The following is a 14,813-nucleotide window of genomic DNA, read 5'->3' on the forward strand; positions in this document are numbered from 1 at the left end:
AACCGGCGCGGCCCGAAACCGATGCGCAACGCACGGCCGACTTCCTTCTGAAGTTCATTCATATCGATTCGTAGTACTTATCCATAGACACGATGAAAAATTGCATGCTGATTGCAGGCGCCGCCGTTGCGGCTTCGCTTTCCGTCGCCGCACGGGCGGAGGGATCGGTCACGCTGTACGGCACGATCGATACCGGAATCGCCTATCTGAATCACGCGGAAGGCGGGCAGTCGCGTGTGTCGATGTCGTCGGGCGCGCTGTCGTCGAACGAATGGGGATTGACCGGCAGCGAGGATCTCGGTGGCGGGATGAACGCGATCTTCACGCTGGAAAACAACTTCGACGTCGCGAGCGGCCAGCTCGACGGCGGGCGGCTGTTCGGTTCGAAGGCGTTCGTCGGCATCGCGTCCGACACGTGGGGCAAGCTGACGCTCGGCAGGCAGAACGATCCCGTCACGGACCTCGTGCAGCCGATTACGGCCGACGCGTTCAGCGGGCTCTTCGCGCCGCCCGGCGACGTCGACAACTACGACAGCAGCGTGACGTTCAGCAACGCGGTCAAATGGACGGGCGCGGCATGGCACGGCGTGACGGTCGCGGCGATGGTCGCGCCGGGCGGCGTGGCCGGTGCGTCGGGATCGGGCCTCGTGTATTCCGGCGCGGTTGGTTATGCCGACGGTCCGCTGAGCGCGGCGGCCGGCTATCTGCACGTCGACAACGGTAATGCCATTCGTTCGACGCGCGGCGTGTCGTCGGCCGACTCGTTCTTCAAAAGCGCGGTCAGTCGCGCGTATGCGTCGGCCCGTTCGATCGGGATTGCGCGTGCCGGTGCGCAATATGCGATCGGCAACGTGACGGTCGGCGCGGCGTTCAGCTTCAGCGAATACCGTCCCGACGCGTCGTCGACGTTCGTGCATGCGGAGCGCTACAGGAACGGTTCCGCGTTCGCGCAATGGCAGGCGCAGCCGGCGCTGCTGGCCATCGTCGGCTACAACTTCACGTGGTCGGACGGCGATTCGTCCGCGCGTTATCACCAGGTCAACGTCGGTGTCGACTATCTGCTGAGCAAGCGCACCGACCTCTATACGACTGTCGGTTATCAACACGCGAACGGCTTCAACGGGAGCGGGCCGGCCCAGGCCGTGATCGGGTCGTACAACGTCGACGCCGGCACGAATTCGCAACTGCTCGCGATCGTCGGCATTCGACACCGGTTCTGAGCCTTCTGCCGGCCTGTGCGACGGCGAACGTGCGGATTTCCCGGACGCTCGCCCGCGCAACCCGCAACCCGCAGCCCGCGTCATCACGCCACCGCGGCTTCCCGATGAAACGGATAGTCCGTATACCCGCGCGCATCGCCGCCATAGAACGTCGTGCGGTCGTAGCGCGTCAGCGGTGCGCCGGTCCGGAGCCGTTCCGGCAGATCGGGGTTCGAGATGAACATGCGGCCGAAGGCGACGAGATCGGCGTGGCCATCCGCGAGGATCTGTTCCGCGTTGTCGCGCGTGAAGCCCCCGGCCGCGACGATCGTGCCGTGGAACGCCTGGCGCAGGTCCTTCGCCGACACGTCGTGTTCGCTTGCGTCCGCGTTTTCCTCGTTGCCGCGAATCCGCGGCTCGATCACGTGCAGATACGCGAGGCCGTAGTCGTTCAGGCGCCGCGCGACATAACCGAACGTCGCGTGCGGATCGCTGTCGGATACCGTGCCGTACGAACCGCTCGGCGACAGCCGCACCGCGACGCGCCCGGCGCCCCAGACGGACACCGTCGCATCGACGACCTCGAACAGGAAGCGCGCGCGATTCTCGATCGGGCCGCCGTAGGCATCGGTGCGGTCGTTCGCGCCGTCGAGCAGGAACTGGTCGAGCAGGTAGCCGTTCGCCGCGTGCAGTTCGACCCCGTCGAAACCGGCCGCCTTCGCGCGCTGCGCGCCGGCGCGAAACTGCTCGACGATGCCCGGGACCTCATGCAGCGCGAGCGGACGAGGCTCGACGAGCTCGGCTTCGGTGATCTCGCCGTGCACGTCGCGGATCGCCGCATGTTCGCGCGAGCGCCGCGCGGACGGCGCGATGGGCGTCACGCCACCCGTGTTGGCCGGATGTGCCTGACGGCCCGCATGCCAGAGCTGCAGGAAGATGCGCGCGCCTTTCGCGTGCACGGCGTCGACGACCCGCTTCCAGCCGGCGACCTGGGCATCGGTATAGATCCCCGGCGCATCCACGTACGCGATCGCGAGCGGCGAGATCGCGGTGGCCTCCGTGATCAGCAGGCCGCCGTCGGTCGCGCGCTGCGTGTAGTACTCGACGATCAGGTCGCCCGGCACGTTGCCCGGTTCGCTGCGCATGCGGGTCACCGGCGCATGCACGACGCGGTGGTTGAGTGTGATGGGGCCGAGCTTCAGCGGATTGAACAGCTTGTTCATGGTGTTCTCCTTGGAACAGGTGTTGGACGACTCGATGTTCGTCCCGAACGCCGCGCGCCAGAAGGCCGGCCGCGGCGATAAAACCCATTCCGCAGCGGAATGGCCGGCACCAACGCGGCCCGCAACGCTGCCGCACGCGATGACATCGGCTTCCCGCGCGATAATCGGAACTTCACGCGGCGCATGACGTGCGCGCCGCACTTCCGATCCGCCTCCATCAATCGACATGACGCTCGAATCCGATTGGCTCAGCCGCTTCATCGCGCTCGTCACGGTCACGGGAAAGCTCGAAATCCGCTGCGCGTTCGGCGCGCCGTGGGCGGTCACGTACGAGCGGTCGCCGGCGTGCGAGATTCCGTATCACGTCGTGCTGCGCGGCCGCGCGATCCTCGAGAATCCCGACGACGGCACGGTGCGCGAACTCGGTAGCGGCGACCTCGTGCTGCTGCCGCACAGCTCGCCGCACGTGCTGCACGACGGCAGTGGGCTGCCGCCGGTGCCGGCGATCAAGCGGCCCGGCGGTCACGTTTTCATCGGCGAGAACGCGGGCACGGGCGAGCGATTGGACATGCTGTGCGGACGCTTCGTGGTCGCGCCGCCGCACGACCGGCTGATCCGGCGCCACCTGCCGCCGGATCTGGTCGTGCGCGCGGCGACGGACAGCCGGGCCCCCGACGCGCTGGCCGCCGCCGCGCGGCTGACCGCCCTCGTGGAGCTGATGCGTGCGGAATCGCTCGAGCAGCAGCTCGGCGGCCTCGCGATCCTGAATGCGCTGTCGGCGGCGTTGTTCGCGCTCGCACTGCGCGCGGTCAGCGAATCGGGGCAGGCGCCGACCGGCCTGCTGGCGCTGGCCGGCCATCCGCGCCTCGCGCCCGCGATCGTCGCGATGCTCGACGATCCGGCGAGGCCGTGGACGCTGCCCGAGCTGGCCGCGCTGTGCAGCATGTCGCGCGCGACGTTCATGCGTCACTTCCAGTCGAAGCTCGGGCACTCGGCCGCCGACCTGCTGACGGACATCCGGATGAGCCTCGCCGCGAATGCGCTGCGTCAGCCGTCGGCCAGCGCGGAGGCCGTGTCGGCCGACGTCGGCTACCAGTCGGTCGCCGCGTTTCGCCGCGTCTTCACGCGCTGGGCGGGGATGACGCCCGGCGACTGGCGGCGTCAGTCGCTCGGTGACCGGCGCGATGCGGCGGCGCCGGATGATGGTGAGGCCGGCGACGCGGAGTAGGTCCGAATCGGGTGGTGTCCGTTCCGGGTGCGGTTGTCACGCCAGGGCCCGCCCGCCATCGATGAGCAACTCGATGCGAGCCCCATAACTGCTGTCGTCCGACGCGAGAAACAGCGCGGCAGCCGCCGGTTCGATCCAGGTTCGCGCGAGCGTCGTACTACAATTTGCGCGAACGACATGCCGACTGCCGGCATGATCGTGCCGCCCGGCACCCGCACACGGAGAAGCAGCGCATGGATCGACTCGCGGCAATGGAGACCTACGTCAGTGTCGTGGAAGCCGGTTCGTTCTCGGCGGCCGCGAAGCGGATGAATCTCGGCCAGCCGGCCATCTCGAAGTCGATCGCGCAGCTCGAGGAGCGGCTCGGCGTACGTCTGCTGCTGCGCTCGACGCGCGGGCTCACGACGACCGACGCCGGGCAGCGTTTCTACGAACACGCGAAGCTCGCGATCCGCGAGGCCGATCAGGCCGAGCACGTGGTGCGCGATGCGTCCGCGAGCCTGTCCGGCAAGCTGCGCGTGAGCGCGGCCGTGAGCTTCACGTGCCTGCATGTGCTGCCGTTGCTCGACACGTTCCTGAGCCGGCATCCCGATCTGGAGATCGATCTCGCACTCGACGACCGCAACATCGATCTGCTGGAAGAGGGCACCGACGTTGCGCTGCGAATGGGCGAGCTGGTCGATTCGTCGATGATCGCGCGCCGCATTGCGCGCAGCCCGCGGCTCGTCGTCGGCACGCCGGCGTATTTCGCGCGGGCGGGCATCCCGAAAGCGCCGGCCGATCTCGCCCGTCACCAGGCGATCGTGTATTCGCAGCGGGGCGGCGGCGAAACCTGGTCGTTCAACCGGAACGGTGCCGAAGTCGCGGTGGCGGTTTCCGGGCGCCTGCGCGTCAGCGCGGCCGAAGGAATGCGGACCGCCGTGATCGCCGGCATGGGGCTGGCGGTCGCGTCGCGCTGGATGTTCTCGCCCGAGCTCGCGTCCGGCGCCGTGCAGGCCGTGCTGACCGACTGGGAACTGCCGCCGATCGACCTGTGGGCCGTGTTTCCGGCCGGCCGGCTCGTGACGGCCCGCGCCCGCGCGTTCGTCGAATTCGTCGAACAGACGCTGGCGGACGGCGAGCCTGCATCGGCGCAATGAAGGCGGCCGGGTACGGCCGCCGTTTTCTCCGACCCGTGATCGCCGCTCAGAACGGCGCCTTGCCGATCGACGCGCCGCCGTCGACGTAGAGCGTCTGCCCCGTCATGAAGCCGGCATCGTCCGACAGCAGGAACGCGATCGCCGCCGCGATTTCGTCGGGCTTGCCGAAGCGCCCCATCGGGACGGCGGCGAGATAACGCTGCTCGCCTTCGCTGCCCGGTGCATTGTTGGCGCGAAACAGTTCCGTTTCCGTCGGCCCGGGCGCCACCGCATTGACGGTGATGCCCGTGTCCGCGAGTTCCAGTGCCCACGATCGCGAGAAGCTCACCAGCGCGGCTTTCGCCGCCGCATACGCGGTGCGCTGCACGATGCCGAGCACGGTCAGGCTGGAAAGGTTGACGACGCGCCCCCAGCCGCGCTCGCGCATGCCGGGCAGCAGTGCCTGCACGGTCTGGACGGCCGGATGCAGGTTCAGCGCGAGTACGTCGTCGAGGTCGCCGAGCGTCACGTCGCCGACGGACTGCGGGCGCACGAGGCCGACATTGTTCACGACACCGTCGATCGTGTGCCGTTGCACGAGTGCTTGCAGCACGGCGCTGGTCGCGCGGCTGTCGGCGAGATCGACGCGAACGAGTTCGCCCGGGAACTCCGCGTCGTCGCGCGCGAGGCCGATGACGCGATGCCCGGTGCGCACCAGCCGTTCGGCAAGCGCGCGTCCGATCCCCTTGGTCGCGCCGGTGACGAGAAAAGTGCGTGCGGTCATCAAGGACTCCAGATGAAACGGGAAAACGGAAGGCGCCGCCGTGCCACGTGCGGTGGCGCGGCGACACGCGCTCACGCGTGCACGGCTTTTTCGATGACGGGGAACATGTCCGACGGATCGGGGCGATGCGTGTAGTCGGGATTGACTTCCGAGTACAGCACGATGCCGTCCTGGCCGATCACGTAGCGTGCCGGCATCGGCAGCGTCCAGCCGGGATCGTTGTTGAATGCCGGCAGGTCGTTCTTCAGCATCGTGTACAGGTCGACCAGATAGTCGGGCAGGTTGAAGCGCAGGCCAAACGCGGCGCCCGTTTCGCCGTGTGCATCGACCAGCACGGGAAAGCCGAGATGATTCGTGCGGACGGACTTGCGGCTGTTGACGGCCGTTTGCGGCGAAATCGCGACCACGTTCGCGCCGAGCGCCTGGAGCTGCGGCAGCGCTTCGTTCAGCGCCTGCAGCTCGAGGTTGCAATACGGGCACCAGACGCCGCGATAGAACGTGACGACGAGAGGCCCCTTCGCGAGCAGGTCGACGGACGACACGTCGTTGCCGTCCTGGTCCTTCAGGCGGAACGTCGGCGCGCGATCACCGGCCTTGATCGCGCGGGCGGCCTGGCCGCTCGCGATCAGTTCGGCCGTCGCGCGTTCCATGATCGGGTGGATGTCGGGCGGCGCGTGGTACGGCGGCTTGCCCGCCTTGAAGTCGGCCTTGAATGCGTCGAGTTTGTCCTGGAGCGACATGGCGAATCTCCTGTGAATGAATGGAAGTCGGGTTGCGTGGCTGACGAGCGATCGGCTCGTCGTGGAATCCATCTTCGGCGAAGCGCTGTTGCGTCGGTAGCGGGCGCACGCGCATAACTTCCATTCCCGGCGGGAATGCCGGCGGCGGATCCTGCGTTGCGGCGATGATCGACGCAGGACGCCCGTCGCGGCAACGGGGCCGGGACGGGCGCGGTCGAAACAGGGATGGGAATCGGCATCGGGACGCATGCGGTCCCGATGCCGGCGATACCGCTTACTTCACGGGCGGGAAATCGACGACCGTGTCGTTGATGCGGTTGAACGTGTTGGTGAAGATCGTCAGCGCGATCGCGAGCGAGATTTCCGCGAGTTGCGCATCCGTGTAGCCGGCTTCGCGGATCGCCGCGAATTCGTCGTCGGTGATCGTGCCGCTGGTCCGTTGCAGGTTCAGCACGAAGCGGATCAGCGCGTCGCGCTTTGCGTCGCCGGTGTCCGGCTGGCGCGAGCGGATCGCGCGCAGCGCGTCGGCCGACAGGCCGGTCATCTTGCCGAGCAGGTTGTGCGCGGCGACGCAGTAGTCACACCCGGTGTCGGCGCTGACCAGCAGCTTGATCGTTTCGAGATCCTGCTTGCTCAGCGTGCCGCCGGCGAGCACGCCTTCGGCGTTGAGCACGGCCGCGAGCGCGTTCGGCGCGAGATGGCCGACGGCGGCGAACAGGTTGGGGACGGTGCCGCCGGCGACCTTGCGGACTTGTGCGTACACGTCGGCGGTTGCGCCGGTGGCGGATTCGATGGCGGGGATGGCGATGCGGCTCATGACTGGCTCCTTGACTGGAAAGTTGAGGCCCGTTCGTTCGGGGTGACTCCACTTTAGAAGCGCAGGCTGATCCTCGTAAGACGCAAAATCGCCAAAACGATGCTCAAAAGTATCAAGCTGATTCGCCGCGGCGTGCGACCTACTTCCGGCTTTTCAGGAAGGTCCGACCTTCGGGCGTGATCGACGCGCCGGAGCGGCCGTGTGCGGAATGATTGACGAAGCCCGCGTTGACGAGCTCCCGCGCGATCGACCAGCCGAGCGCCGGCGCATCGCGTCCGTAGCGAACATCGGCGAGGCGTTCGAGCGCCCAGATGGCGGAGGCTGACAGGTTCGGGGCGTTTGACGTGAAGTTGTCGCTCATCGCTTCCTCGTGGAATGGAGATTCGGGGATGGACGGCGCCATGCCGTGCCATCGCGTCGCGCGCGGGTCAGCGCGCTTGCAGCAGGGGCAGCAGCGCCTGAAGCGCCGCTTCCTCGTCGGGGCCGGTGGCCAGCACCTGCGCGGATGCGCCGCCATGCACCTGCAGCGACGCGATTGCCGTGCCGTCCTTCGCGTTGCCGCTTTGCCCGTTCGCGATCATCAGGATGTCGCTTTCGAAGCCGCGTGCGGCTTCGACGGTTGCGTTTCGTGCGGTGCCGCCGCGGTTGCGGTTCCACGCGGGGCCGATTTCAACGTACACAACGGTTGCCACGATGTCGGATAGCCTCTGGACGGGTCGTCGGGATCAGTGCGCGGCGCCGATCGGGTAACCGGGGCGTGCCATCTTGCTTGAACTTGCTGGCAATCTCGGTGAAATCGCTGGCAAGTCCGATGAACGGCAGGAAGTGGGGGATTATAATACGGCGGGCAATATATGTGTATTACATTATAATGCCGTGTGCGCCGACGCCGGCCTGCCGATCCGTCGGCACGTGCGTCGATGCCGCCGGGGCGACATGCCTGCTCGCCCGGCATTTTTTTCGATCGACTCAACTCCCCCGAATGGAAGCCGCAATGAACGCCCCCGCCTGCCCGCAATGCGCGATGGAAAACACTTACCCGGACGGCACGCTGACCGTGTGCGCCGACTGCGGCCATGAATGGTCGGTCGGCGCCGGTGCCGAAGCGGGCGACGAACCGGCGGGCGACGTCGTCAAGGACGCGAACGGCAACGTGCTGTCGGACGGCGATTCGGTCGTGCTGATCAAGGACTTGCGCGTGAAGGGTTCGTCGATCACGCTGAAGATGGGCACCAAGGTCAAGAGCATCCGGCTCGTCGGCGGCGATCACGAAGTCGACTGCAAGACCGACATGGGCGGTTTCATGCTGAAGGCCTGCTACCTGAAGAAGGTCTGAGCGCGCACGCTTCGCTCAATCGTTTGCATCTGGCTACCCGGGCATGGCAGAGGATCGCACTTCCTACGACGCGTTTGTCGAATTTCTGTCGACGCCACTGAACGACGACCGGCCTTTCGTGCTGGAGACGCGGCACGCGCTGTCGCTGCACTTCGATCATTTCGGCACGCAGAGCTTCATGTCGCTCGGGGATCCGATCCGGCTCGAACTCGGCTATACGCGCGTGATGATGGGCTTTCTGCTGCTGCAGCCCGCGCCCGCGCATATCTGCATGCTCGGGCTCGGCGGCGGGTCGCTGGCGAAGTACTGCTACCGGCACCTGCCCGGCGCGGCGATCGACGCGGTCGAGATCAACCCGGACGTGATCGCGCTGCGCGACGTGTTCAGGATTCCTGCCGACGATGCGCGATTTGCCGTGGTATGTGCCGACGGCGCGGATCATGTGAACCGCGCGGACATCCGGACGGACGTGATCCTGCACGACGCATTTGTCGCCGACGGCACGCCGGGCCGGTGTACCGGCGCGGCATTTCTCGACGCGTGCCGCGAGCGCCTGAGCGAAGCCGGCGTGCTGGCGATCAACCTGATGGACGACGATCCGGTGCTGCCGCGGCATCTCGAGCAGCTGCGATCGGTATTCGGTTCGTCGTATGCGCTGGTGCCGTGCGGCGACGACAACAACTTCGTCGCGTTCGCGTGGAAGGGCGACCAACGGCTGCCGTCGCTGCGCATCCTGCTCGAACGCGCGCTCGCGTGTGTGCAGGCTGGCGAACTCAAGCTGGCGGCCACCGCGAGACGCATGAAGGACGGGGAAGGTGTCGATCCGCGGCGGCTGGTGTGGCGTGCGCAGTCGCACGGGCGATGGGAAATCGGCGCATAAGCGGCGCCGGTGGTGCGGCCCGTGCGGCCGCATTTACTTCACGCGCTTGCCGAGCGCGCTTTTGGTCTTGTACGTCACGCCGTGCCGGTCGAGATACTCGCGGATCAACTGACGTACGACTTGCGACGGCGTGAGATCCTGCTCCGCGCAGAGCATCTCGAAGGCTTCTTTCTTCGCGGGGTCGATCAGGACGGTCAGGCGGGCGGTTTTCGTTTCCATTGCAGGGCGCGGGTGGTCGGTATGTTAATCAAATTATAATCGATCCGCCTGGCGGACTACCGCCGAAAGCGCCGCTCCGGCGCGCGATCAGCGTCTGCCGCGGCGCAACGCGAGCAGGTCGTCGATCACGGGCACGATCGCGAGCGTGACGAGCAGGGCGGCGAGCGGCACGGTCGACACGTAGCCGACATGCTTGAAGCCGATCGCGCCGGCCAGGCCGCCGACGAAGAACGACGCGAGCATCGCGCCGTGAATCCTCAGTTTCGAGCGGTTGGCAATGACCGCGTGCGCGTCGACGTCGACGGCCGACCGGTTCCAGTAGAACAGCTTCCCGAGCTCGATGCCGAGGTCGGTCACGATGCCCGTCATGTGCGTCGTGCGGATCTCCGCGCCCGACAGCTTGGTGATCGTCGCGTTCTGCAGCCCCATGATGAAGCACAGCAGCGTCACGGTCACCGGCACGAAGAACGTTTCCCACAGCGCGAGGTGGCTGCCGAGCAGTCCGAACAGGAGCAGCAGCGCGGCTTCGACCAGCAGCGGCAGCATGAACTGGCTCTGCAGGCCGCGGCGGCGCCCCCAGTTGACGAGGATCGCCGAGCAGCTGGCACCGATCAGGAACGACCCCAGCGAGCTGATGCCGGCCAGTGCGAGCCGCACGTCGCCGAGCGCCGTCTGGTCGGCGATCGCCGACACGATGCCGCTCATGTGCGACGTGTATTGCCTGACCGCGAGGAAACCGCCCGCATTGGCCGCGCCGGCCACGAACGCGAGCGAAAACCCGAGCTGGCGGTTCGCGGTCGCGCTGCGGTGTTTTCCCGTCAGGTTTCGAAAGTACTGCGCTGGCATAGGGGCTTCGCTCAATCGCCGCGGGTTGCGGGCACGGACGGGAAGACCGGCGCCGGACGGCCGCGCGGGCAAGCCGCTCGCACACGGCACCGGGTCTCTCGAATCATGTGACGAACATGATAATGCCATTATCATACTCTGTTGGCCCGATGGGGCTTTCAGTACAATGTGTGCGGCGCGGCCTGCCTGCGGCTTCGCTGCCGCACGGCCCGCCTTCGCGATGACTTCGACCCACCGTTTCATGACCCCGACCAAGTTCATTCTTCGCTACACGGCGATCCCGTTCACGGCCATCGTGGCCGTGGTGATCTGGACTGTCATACCATCGTCGAAAGAGATCGATGCGAGACAATATGCGGCGCTGTCGCGTGCGTACGCGAGTTTCCCGCTGCCGTTCCGGCGCGAGATCTCGGAAGCGATTGACCATGGCCGGATCAACGACCGGCGCTACCAGACGCTCGTGCGCGATTCGCTGGGCAACGGCGTCGCGCTGGACTGGCCGGCGTCGGGCGTGGGCAACCTCGCCGACGAACGGCAAAAACTGGCCGAACTGATTCAGGCCGATTCCGATCTTCAAGGGCAACACCAATGAAAACTCTGCTGGTTTCCGTGGCATTCGCGCTGATCATCGCGAGCCTGATCTTCGCGCTGTATTTCATGAATCACGATCGCGGGAAATCCAAGCGGATGGCGTGGTCGCTCGCGGCGCGCGTCGGGCTGTCGGTCACGCTGTTCCTGTCGCTGCTGATCGCGTACAAGCTCGGCTGGATCGAACCGACCGGGTTGCCGATCGGGCGTTGAGCAGGGTGCGCCCCGTTGCGTGCGGGGCGTTCTGGAAAATGGAAGTTTGATTCCGTAATCGGTGTGTTGTGATAAGAATACTTATCCCGATATGGCTGATTGGGTGCCGACGGACGTATTGCGAGGCGGGCAGGTCCTCGTCTATTGGAGGACGAGCGCGTGCCGATTGACCGCGCCAGAGATCGCGAGGGAACCCGCGGCGCGAGTCGCGCCGCCGGTGCGGAGCGCGGCAAAGTCGGCCGGCGGGCCTTCAGCGAAGCAATTCCTCGGCGCGTACCGTGCCGGACAGCGGCAACTCGGCGAGGCCGTCGCGTAACACATACGCGGTCACTTTGGCCGCGTTGTGCAACGACAGTTTCGTCATCAGGTTCTGGCGTGTGCGAGGAGCACTCGCCGTAGCCACTGACACAGAGCAAACTCCCCGACGTCCACGCGTGGCAAGCGCTTGTCAGGTGCGGTTCCGCTGGTACCGGAGTGTCAACGCGCAAAATCCGGGCTGCCATGGTGGAGCGGCGCCGGACGAATAGCGGGTATCTCCGCATGACCGTCACTCGACAGCTGAGCGCGCTAGAATGCGTCATGCTTACAGGACGACGGCCGTGCCCAAGATCCCAACCATCAGTGACGTCGCGAAATTGGCCGCAGTCTCCAAGGCAACGGTTTCCCGCTATCTCAATGGCACGCTGGTGCTGCCGGATTCGACGGCAACACGTGTGAACGATGCGATCGAGACCCTCAATTTCCGACAGAACAGTCTGGCCCGGCGCCTGAGTCTCGGCAGCAGCGAGACGATCGGGCTCGCGATGCCCGACGTCGCGAATCCGTTTTTCGCCGAACTTGCCGACGAGGTTGAAGAAGCCGTGCGCGAACGGGGATACGGGCTCTCCCTGTGCATCACCCGCAATCTGATCGAGCGGGAAGCTTACTATCTGAACTGGGTCGATACCCGTCATCTCGACGGTCTGATCCTGGTTTCGAACCGGCCGGATGATGGTCAACTGCGCAAGCTGATCGATGATCGGGCGAATATCGTCATCCTGGATGAGGATGTGCCAGGCACGAATGTGCCCAAGGTGTTTGTCGACAACGTCGAGGGTGGATACCTGGCGACGAAGCATTTGCTTGACGCGGGGCATCGCCGGATTGCACACGTGACTGGCCCTCAGTTCCTGTATACCGTCGGCGAACGCTTGAAAGGCTATCGCCGCGCGCTGAAAGAGGCCGGCGTTGCGTTCGATCCGTCGCTGGTGCGCTACGGTACGTACGAGCGCGCATTCGGACGAGCGGTCACGGCCGAATTGCTCGCGATCGACGATCCTCCGAGCGCAGTTTTCGCGGCAAGTGATTATCTCGCCATCGGCATTCTCGAAGCGCTGCGTGAGAGCGGGCGAGCCGTGCCGGAGGACATTTCGCTTGTCGGATTCGACGACATGGAATTCGCGAGTCTGTTGATGCCGCCTATCACAACGATGCGGCAACCGGCGCGTGAACTTGGACGGGCCGCAGTGGATGCACTGGTCGGCGCCCTGACGAGTGAATCCGACGATGTCGGCAGCCGGTCGGTTCAGCGCTTGCCCGTTCGTCTGATCGAGCGCGCGTCGGTGGCGCCGCCGAAAGCGATTTCGCGCCCCGCGAAACGCGCAAAGACCCGCTGAAAGAGCGATGCCTCGTCTTTGGGCGAGGCGACTGATCTTCCCCAGGTATTGACAGACAAAATTTCTCTATTTATCTTGGTTGTAAACCGGTTTACATCAAAAATGACCGCGTGCCGGATTGATCGGGGTTGACGGAGCGCGGAGGCCGTCGGATCAGGACATTTCCTTACTGGGTGAGGGCGATGAAAAGATTTCGGGGAATACGTGTTGCGGCGGTCTGGTTGTGCATCGCATCGATACCGTTCGGAGTGTGCGACACATTCGCGGCCGGACCCAGAAAAATCGCGTTGGTCCAGGTCAATCAGCAGGCCCTGTTCTTCACTCAAATGAACGCCGGTGCGCAAGCAGCCGCGCGGTCCGCGGGCGCCGACCTGATCGTCTTCAATTCGAATAACGATCCCGTTGCGCAGAACAACGCGATCGAAACCTATGTTCAGCAAAGGGTCGACGCGATTCTGGTGGCCGCGATCGACGTCAACGGCATCAAGCCCGCGATTCGCGAAGCCAGGCGGGCAGGCATTCCGGTCGTCGCGATCGATGCGATCGTCAATGGCGACAACGACGTCCAGGTCGGTGTCGACAATCGCAAGGTCGCCGAGGACATCGGTCGGTTCACAGCTTCCTATATCGCTGCCAGGCTCGGCGGCGGCGCGCAGATCGGCGTGCTCGGCGCATTCAACTCCTATGTGCAGAACCTGCGCGTGGACGGATTCAAGGCCGGCCTTGCCGGGGAACCGAAAGCAAAGGTCGTCGCGGCGGTGGACGGGCAGAACGTTCAGGACCGTGCGCAGGCCGCGGGCGAGAATCTGATCGCCGGAAGTCCGAACCTGCAACTCATCTATGCGACCGGAGAACCGGCATTGATCGGCGCACTTGCCGCGCTGGGGGCCCAGGATACCGGCGGTCGCGTGAAGATCGTCGGTTGGGACTTGAGTGCCCAGGCCGTCAAGGGGCTGGACGACGGGAGTGTCATCGCGGTCGTCCAGCAGGATCCGGAGGGCGAGGGGCGCGCGGCGGTCGACGCAGCCCTCAGGCTGATTCAGCACAAGCCGGTGAATCGGCTGATCGCGGTACCGGCGACCATCGTCACGAAGACCAATCTCGACAAGTTCAGGGTCGCCTATCGATAACGCCGCGTGACGGCCCCGGGCGCCGTCCTTGCGACTGGAGAACGGACATGAACGCGATTTCAATGCCGCCGCGTGTCAGGATGATCGGCATCGCCAAGCGATACGGCGCCGTGCGGTCCCTGCGCGGCGTCGACCTCGAGGTCCCGCCCGGCGCCGTGCTGGGTCTCGTCGGCGATAACGGCGCGGGAAAATCGACTGTTTCGAAGGTGTTGTCCGGCGCGGTCGTGCCGGACGCCGGCGACATCGAGATCGACGGACGGCGGGTAAGCTTTTCCGGGCCGGCCGACGCACGCAGGCATCGGGTCGAAATGGTGTATCAGGACTTGTCCCTGTGCGACACGCTCGACGTCGCCGGAAACCTGTTCCTCGGCCGAGAGCCGATGCGCCGGATTTGCGGCTTGCGCGTGCTCGATCTCGGCGCAATGCATGCGCAGGCCCGCGACATGCTCAAAGGACTCGGCATTCGCATTCCCGACACGCGCCTCAATGTCGAGCATCTGTCCGGCGGACAGCGTCAGGCGATTGCGATTGCGCGCGCCGTGTCGTTCGATCCGAAAGTGCTGATCATGGACGAGCCCACGGCGGCACTTGCCGTCGCGGAAGTCGAGGCGGTGCTCGAGCTGATTCGCACGGTCAGCGCGAAAGGCGTCAGCGTGATCCTGGTCACGCACCGGCTTCAGGATCTGTTCCGGGTATGTGATCGAATCAGCGTGATGTACGAGGGACGCAATGTTGCGAACCGCCTGATCGGCGAGACCAGTCTCGAGGAGGTCGTCGACCTGATCGTCGGGCAGCGGTTCAATGAACGCATCGCACACCAGTCGATGGAGAATTGAA

The 14,813-nt window shown here is 65.6% G+C and carries 18 protein-coding genes; 10 read left to right on the top strand and 8 right to left on the bottom strand.

The genetic code is table 11. From position 1 onward, the window contains the following. The first annotated feature begins 92 nt into the window (after positions 1-92). Complete coding sequence (locus ACN22W_RS38520; protein WP_419690276.1) at positions 93-1,220, top strand: porin; 1,128 nt, start codon at positions 93-95, stop codon at positions 1,218-1,220. 83 nt (positions 1,221-1,303) lie between these two features. On the opposite strand, the gene ACN22W_RS38525 is transcribed toward ACN22W_RS38520, so the two are convergent. After that, on the bottom strand, positions 1,304-2,422 hold the full coding sequence (locus ACN22W_RS38525) for an alkene reductase (RefSeq protein WP_419690277.1): 1,119 nt from the start codon (positions 2,420-2,422) through the stop codon (positions 1,304-1,306). A gap of 226 nt (positions 2,423-2,648) precedes the next feature. Here ACN22W_RS38525 and ACN22W_RS38530 point away from each other — a divergent pair, with 226 nt between their 5' ends. Beyond that, on the top strand, positions 2,649-3,650 hold the full coding sequence (locus ACN22W_RS38530) for a cupin domain-containing protein (RefSeq protein WP_419690278.1): 1,002 nt from the start codon (positions 2,649-2,651) through the stop codon (positions 3,648-3,650). Between the two features lie 233 nt (positions 3,651-3,883). Further along, entirely contained in the window at positions 3,884-4,789 is a 906-nt protein-coding gene (locus ACN22W_RS38535) for a LysR family transcriptional regulator (RefSeq protein ID WP_048246522.1), read from the top strand. Positions 4,790-4,835: 46 nt separating this feature from the next. Here ACN22W_RS38535 and ACN22W_RS38540 read toward each other — a convergent pair whose 3' ends face one another. The 5 genes from ACN22W_RS38540 to ACN22W_RS38560 all read right to left on the bottom strand — a co-directional run bounded on the left by ACN22W_RS38540 (position 4,836) and on the right by ACN22W_RS38560 (position 7,801). Then, the gene (locus ACN22W_RS38540; RefSeq protein ID WP_419690279.1) at positions 4,836-5,552 is read right to left on the bottom strand and encodes an SDR family oxidoreductase; all 717 of its coding nucleotides are present in this window, start codon (positions 5,550-5,552) and stop codon (positions 4,836-4,838) included. A 71-nt stretch (positions 5,553-5,623) separates the two neighbouring features. Beyond that, positions 5,624-6,292: a peroxiredoxin-like family protein gene (locus ACN22W_RS38545; RefSeq protein WP_412025691.1), complete on the bottom strand. Its 669-nt coding sequence runs from the start codon at positions 6,290-6,292 to the stop codon at positions 5,624-5,626. Positions 6,293-6,566: 274 nt separating this feature from the next. Further along, entirely contained in the window at positions 6,567-7,109 is a 543-nt protein-coding gene (locus ACN22W_RS38550; protein ID WP_419690280.1) for a carboxymuconolactone decarboxylase family protein, read from the bottom strand. Positions 7,110-7,248: 139 nt separating this feature from the next. Continuing rightward, positions 7,249-7,470, bottom strand: coding sequence for a hypothetical protein (locus ACN22W_RS38555; protein ID WP_419690281.1), 222 nt, complete (start codon positions 7,468-7,470; stop codon positions 7,249-7,251). A gap of 67 nt (positions 7,471-7,537) precedes the next feature. Next, a complete protein-coding gene (locus ACN22W_RS38560) occupies positions 7,538-7,801 on the bottom strand; it encodes an HPr family phosphocarrier protein (RefSeq protein ID WP_048246517.1) in 264 nt (87 codons plus the stop codon). Positions 7,802-8,091: 290 nt separating this feature from the next. Between ACN22W_RS38560 and ACN22W_RS38565 the strand changes: the two genes are divergently transcribed. Both ACN22W_RS38565 and ACN22W_RS38570 read left to right on the top strand, forming a co-directional pair. Continuing rightward, a complete protein-coding gene (locus ACN22W_RS38565; RefSeq protein WP_419690282.1) occupies positions 8,092-8,445 on the top strand; it encodes a zinc ribbon domain-containing protein YjdM in 354 nt (117 codons plus the stop codon). 43 nt (positions 8,446-8,488) lie between these two features. Beyond that, positions 8,489-9,325: a spermidine synthase gene (locus tag ACN22W_RS38570; RefSeq protein ID WP_419690283.1), complete on the top strand. Its 837-nt coding sequence runs from the start codon at positions 8,489-8,491 to the stop codon at positions 9,323-9,325. Positions 9,326-9,358: 33 nt separating this feature from the next. On the opposite strand, the gene ACN22W_RS38575 is transcribed toward ACN22W_RS38570, so the two are convergent. Then, positions 9,359-9,544 (bottom strand): ribbon-helix-helix protein, CopG family, encoded by a 186-nt coding sequence (locus ACN22W_RS38575; RefSeq protein WP_021158209.1) that lies wholly within the window; start codon positions 9,542-9,544, stop codon positions 9,359-9,361. 87 nt (positions 9,545-9,631) lie between these two features. Continuing rightward, entirely contained in the window at positions 9,632-10,390 is a 759-nt protein-coding gene (locus ACN22W_RS38580) for a YoaK family protein (RefSeq protein ID WP_048246514.1), read from the bottom strand. 241 nt (positions 10,391-10,631) lie between these two features. On the opposite strand from ACN22W_RS38580, the gene ACN22W_RS38585 reads away from it, so the two are divergent. From ACN22W_RS38585 to ACN22W_RS38605, 5 genes are all read left to right on the top strand, one after another. Next, entirely contained in the window at positions 10,632-10,982 is a 351-nt protein-coding gene (locus ACN22W_RS38585) for a hypothetical protein (RefSeq protein WP_129518418.1), read from the top strand. Continuing rightward, positions 10,979-11,191, top strand: coding sequence for a twin transmembrane helix small protein (locus ACN22W_RS38590; RefSeq protein ID WP_048246513.1), 213 nt, complete (start codon positions 10,979-10,981; stop codon positions 11,189-11,191). Before ACN22W_RS38585 ends, ACN22W_RS38590 begins: the two co-directional genes overlap by 4 nt. Before the next feature lie 599 nt (positions 11,192-11,790). After that, on the top strand, positions 11,791-12,846 hold the full coding sequence (locus tag ACN22W_RS38595; RefSeq protein ID WP_419690284.1) for a LacI family DNA-binding transcriptional regulator: 1,056 nt from the start codon (positions 11,791-11,793) through the stop codon (positions 12,844-12,846). Between the two features lie 287 nt (positions 12,847-13,133). Continuing rightward, entirely contained in the window at positions 13,134-13,976 is an 843-nt protein-coding gene (locus tag ACN22W_RS38600; RefSeq protein WP_419690285.1) for a substrate-binding domain-containing protein, read from the top strand. 47 nt (positions 13,977-14,023) lie between these two features. After that, positions 14,024-14,812 carry an ATP-binding cassette domain-containing protein gene (locus ACN22W_RS38605; protein ID WP_419690286.1) on the top strand — a complete coding sequence of 263 codons (789 nt, stop codon included), beginning with the start codon at positions 14,024-14,026 and terminating at the stop codon, positions 14,810-14,812. Position 14,813 lies beyond the last annotated feature (1 nt).

Source organism: Burkholderia theae (genome assembly GCF_048565265.1).
In the GTDB taxonomy this organism is placed as follows: domain Bacteria; phylum Pseudomonadota; class Gammaproteobacteria; order Burkholderiales; family Burkholderiaceae; genus Burkholderia; species Burkholderia theae.